The sequence below is a fragment of the Geminicoccus sp. genome (assembly GCF_035556675.1).
Classification (GTDB): Bacteria; Pseudomonadota; Alphaproteobacteria; order Geminicoccales; family Geminicoccaceae; genus Geminicoccus.
Window position 1 is genome coordinate 1 of record NZ_DATMFZ010000273.1, and the last position, 3365, is coordinate 3365.

Annotated in this window: 4 protein-coding genes; 3 read left to right on the top strand and 1 reads right to left on the bottom strand. The window is 70.0% G+C overall.

Annotation, left to right across the window (positions count from 1 at the left end):
• Positions 1 to 1084, bottom strand: a 1084-nt coding sequence (lptF, locus tag VNS22_RS19205; protein ID WP_325735269.1) for an LPS export ABC transporter permease LptF, incomplete at its 3' end; no start/stop codon positions are given.
• Positions 1085 to 1181: 97 nt separating this feature from the next.
• On the opposite strand from lptF, the gene VNS22_RS19210 reads away from it, so the two are divergent.
• The 3 genes from VNS22_RS19210 to VNS22_RS19220 all read left to right on the top strand — a co-directional run.
• Positions 1182 to 2678 carry a leucyl aminopeptidase gene (locus tag VNS22_RS19210; protein WP_325735271.1) on the top strand — a complete coding sequence of 499 codons (1497 nt, stop codon included), beginning with the start codon at positions 1182 to 1184 and terminating at the stop codon, positions 2676 to 2678.
• The gene (locus VNS22_RS19215; protein WP_349261841.1) at positions 2675 to 3133 is read left to right on the top strand and encodes a DNA polymerase III subunit chi; all 459 of its coding nucleotides are present in this window, start codon (positions 2675 to 2677) and stop codon (positions 3131 to 3133) included. The genes VNS22_RS19210 and VNS22_RS19215 overlap by 4 nt, the downstream gene beginning before the upstream one ends.
• A gap of 82 nt (positions 3134 to 3215) precedes the next feature.
• Positions 3216 to 3365: nucleoside-diphosphate kinase (locus tag VNS22_RS19220; protein ID WP_325735275.1), on the top strand; the 150-nt coding region annotated here is incomplete at its 3' end.

Genomic DNA, 3365 nt, shown 5'->3' on the forward strand with positions numbered 1-3365 from the left:
GGCGGCGCAGCCGGCCGGTGAGCGCCAGGAAGGCCAGGACCAGCGGGACGATCTGCGCCAGGTAGAACAGCGGTACGAATGCCAGCGAGCTGATGGAGAAGCTGGTCGCCGCGAGCTGGACGACCTGCTGGACGGTCGCCAGCAGGATGGCGAACGCGATCCGCTTGCCATGCCCGCGCCGGTCGAGATCGGCCGGCAGGAGCACCGCCAATGCTATCGCCACCAGGACGAGCGGCGCCAGCGGGCTGGTCAGCCGGTCATGGGCAGCCGACACCAGTCGGCTGTAGTTCTTCTGGTCGTCGATGTCGTCGGCCGGCCAGAGCAGCTCGTCGAGATAGCGTTCCTTGGGCTTGCGCCAGCGATAGGCGTCGTCCTCCTCCGACAAGGTGGTGAGGTCGACCGTGTAGGCATCGAAATGGAGGGCCGAGACCCGCCCGTCCGGGTCCCGTTCCTGGCGCGTGCCCCGCTCCAGGACCAGACGGGGCTCGTCGCCTACGGTCACCAGTACGCCGCGTTCGGAGGTGATCGTGGAGGGGGCATCGGGATCCCGGGCGTCGTCCACCAGCAGGCCGGTCAGCGAGCCGTCCGGTTGGCGCTTGTCCACATAGACGGTGATGCCGGGGGCCGGCTGGTTGAACACGCCTTCCTGCAGCAGCACGAAGGTGTAGCTGTTGCGGATCTCGTGCTCGAGGTCCTTGAACGCCCGCGCACCCGCCGGCATCAGCACCAGCGAGGTCAGGTAGCAGAGCAGCGTCACCCCGAGCGCCAGGTAGAGCGCCGGCTTGGCCAGATCGAAGTCGGAGCGGCCGGACGCCTTGAGCGCGATCAGCTCGCTGTCGTTCCACAGGCGCGCATAGGTGAAGATGGTCGCGGCCAGGAGCGCCAGCGGCAGCACCACCAGCAGGAGCGAGGGGAACAGGAGGGCCGTCAGCCACAGGAAGGTGGTGACCGGCAGGCCCTTGTTGACGATCAGGTCGAACAGCCGCAACGATTGCGACAGCCAGACCGCACCTGCGACGGCGATCACGGCCACCGCGGTGGGTACGGCCAGTTGGGACAGCAGGTAGCGCGCGTAGACAGGCATGGGCGGCATCATAGACGCCCATCTCGGCGCCGGTCGATGGTACACCCACCTGAGTTGGCCGGCCAAGGCCTGTTGCCTGACGCGAGGACTTCGAGCGATGGACGTGACCCTGGAGCGCACCGAGCTGCCGAACACCGGCCGGGTGGTGGTGCCGGTCGGCACCGGCGATGCGATCGGTGCGGCTGCCGCCAGCCTGGACGAGCGCAGCGGCGGCCTGGTGCGGCGCGTGATCGAGGCTGCCGGGCGGCGCTGGAAGCATGGTGCCATCCTGGAACTGCCGTTTCCGGCCGGCACCGGGCTGGAGCAGGTCTGGCTCCTGGGCGTCGGCCGCGAGGATCTCGGCCGGCTGGAGCTGGAACATCTGGGCGGCAGCCTGTGGAGCGCGCTGGCCAAGGTCGAGGGCGGGCTGGTGACGCTGGCCTCGCCGGACGGGATCGAGCTGCCGTTGCCGGCCGACCAGGTGCAGATGGCCCTGCTGACCGGGCTGCGCCTGCGCTCCTGGCGCTTCGACAAGTACAAGCGCAGCGAGGAGGACGAGCCGGCGCGGGGCCCGAGCCGGCTGGCGATCGCCGTGCAGGACGAGACCGAGGCCAGGCGCGCACTGGCCGGCGTGGATGCGTTGATCGCCGGCGTGAACCATGCTCGGGCCCTGGTGACCGAGCCCGCCAATGTCCTCCACCCGGAGAGCTTCGCCGAGGAAGCTGTGAAGCTGCGCGACCTGGGCCTGGAGGTCGAGGTGCTGGACGAGGCGGCGATGGGCCGGCTCGGCATGGGCGCCATTCTGGGCGTGGCGCGCGGCAGCCGCCGCGAGCCGCGGCTGGTGGTGATCCGCTGGAACGGCGGGGGCGGCAAGGGCAGCCCGCTCGCCTTCGTCGGCAAGGGCGTGTGCTTCGACACGGGCGGCATCTCGATCAAGCCCGCCGCCGGCATGGAGGACATGAAGTTCGACATGGCCGGTGCCGGTGCCGTGCTGGGCGCCATGGAGGTGCTGGCCCGGCGCAAGGCGCCGGTCGATGCGGTCGGCGTGCTGGGCCTGGTCGAGAACATGCCGGATGGCAACGCCCAGCGCCCGGGCGACGTGGTGACCGCCATGTCCGGGACCACGATCGAGGTGATCAACACCGACGCCGAGGGCCGGCTCGTGCTGGCGGATGCGATCTGGTACACCCAGGACCGGTTCAAGCCGCGACTGATCGTCGACCTGGCGACCCTGACCGGGGCGGTGATCGTGGCGCTGGGCCATGAGCATGCCGGTCTGTTCAGCAACGACGAGGAGCTGGCGGCCCGGCTCACCCGGCTGGGCGAGGAGACCGGCGAGACGCTCTGGCGCCTGCCGCTCGGCAAGGCTTATGCCAAGCACATCAAGTCCGAGATCGCCGACATCAAGAACACCGGGCGGGCGCGCCAGGCCGGCAGCACGGCCGGGGCGGTGTTCATCGAGCAGTTCGTGAACGGCGTGCCCTGGGCGCATCTGGACGTGGCCGGCACGGTATGGAGCAGCCGCGACCTGCCGCTCTCGGCGAAAGGTGCCACCGGGTTCGGCGTGCGCCTGCTCGACGCGCTGGCGCGCTCCTACGAGGACGAGGCGCACTGAGCGAGGTCGGCTTCTACCATCTCACCCGCTCCAGCCTGGAGGAGGCGCTGCCGCGCCTCCTGGAGAAGGCCCATGCCGCCGGGATGCGCATCCTGCTCAGGGCCGGGTCGCGCGAGCGGGTCGACGCGCTGGACCGGCACTTATGGGTCTACCGGCCGGATTCCTGGCTGCCCCACGGCACGCGCGCGGACGGCAACGCCCCGCTGCAGCCGATCTGGCTGACCGAGCAGGTGGAAAACCCGAACGGGGCCACGCTGCTGGTATTGGTCGACCAGGCCGCGGACGACGATCTCGCGAGCTTTGCGCGGGTCCTGGATCTGTTCGACGGCGGCAACGAGGATGAGGTGGCCGCAGCGCGCTCACGCTGGCGGGCACGGCGGGAGGCCGGCCACCGGCTGGTCTACTGGCGGCAGACCGAGCGGGGGGCTTGGGAAAAGGCCAGCGAGGAAGGCTGAGCCCTGGTGGTGGTCAGCGGGCGGACGGGCTGCTAAAGGCGCGGCCCGATACCGTTTCCTTTCGCATCGGATGGGATTTCCCATGGCTCTTGAGCGTACCTTCTCCATCATCAAGCCGGATGCCACCAGGCGCAACCTGACCGGCGCCATCAACGACGTCATCGAGAAGGGCGGCCTGCGCATCGTCGCCCAGAAGCGGCTGCGCCTGTCCCAGGCCCAGGCCGAGGGCTTC

Coding starts and splice junctions, on each gene's coding strand:
- VNS22_RS19210 (WP_325735271.1), top strand. CDS start 1,182: ATGGACGTGACCCTGGAGCGCACCGAGCTGCCGAACACCGGCCGGGTG.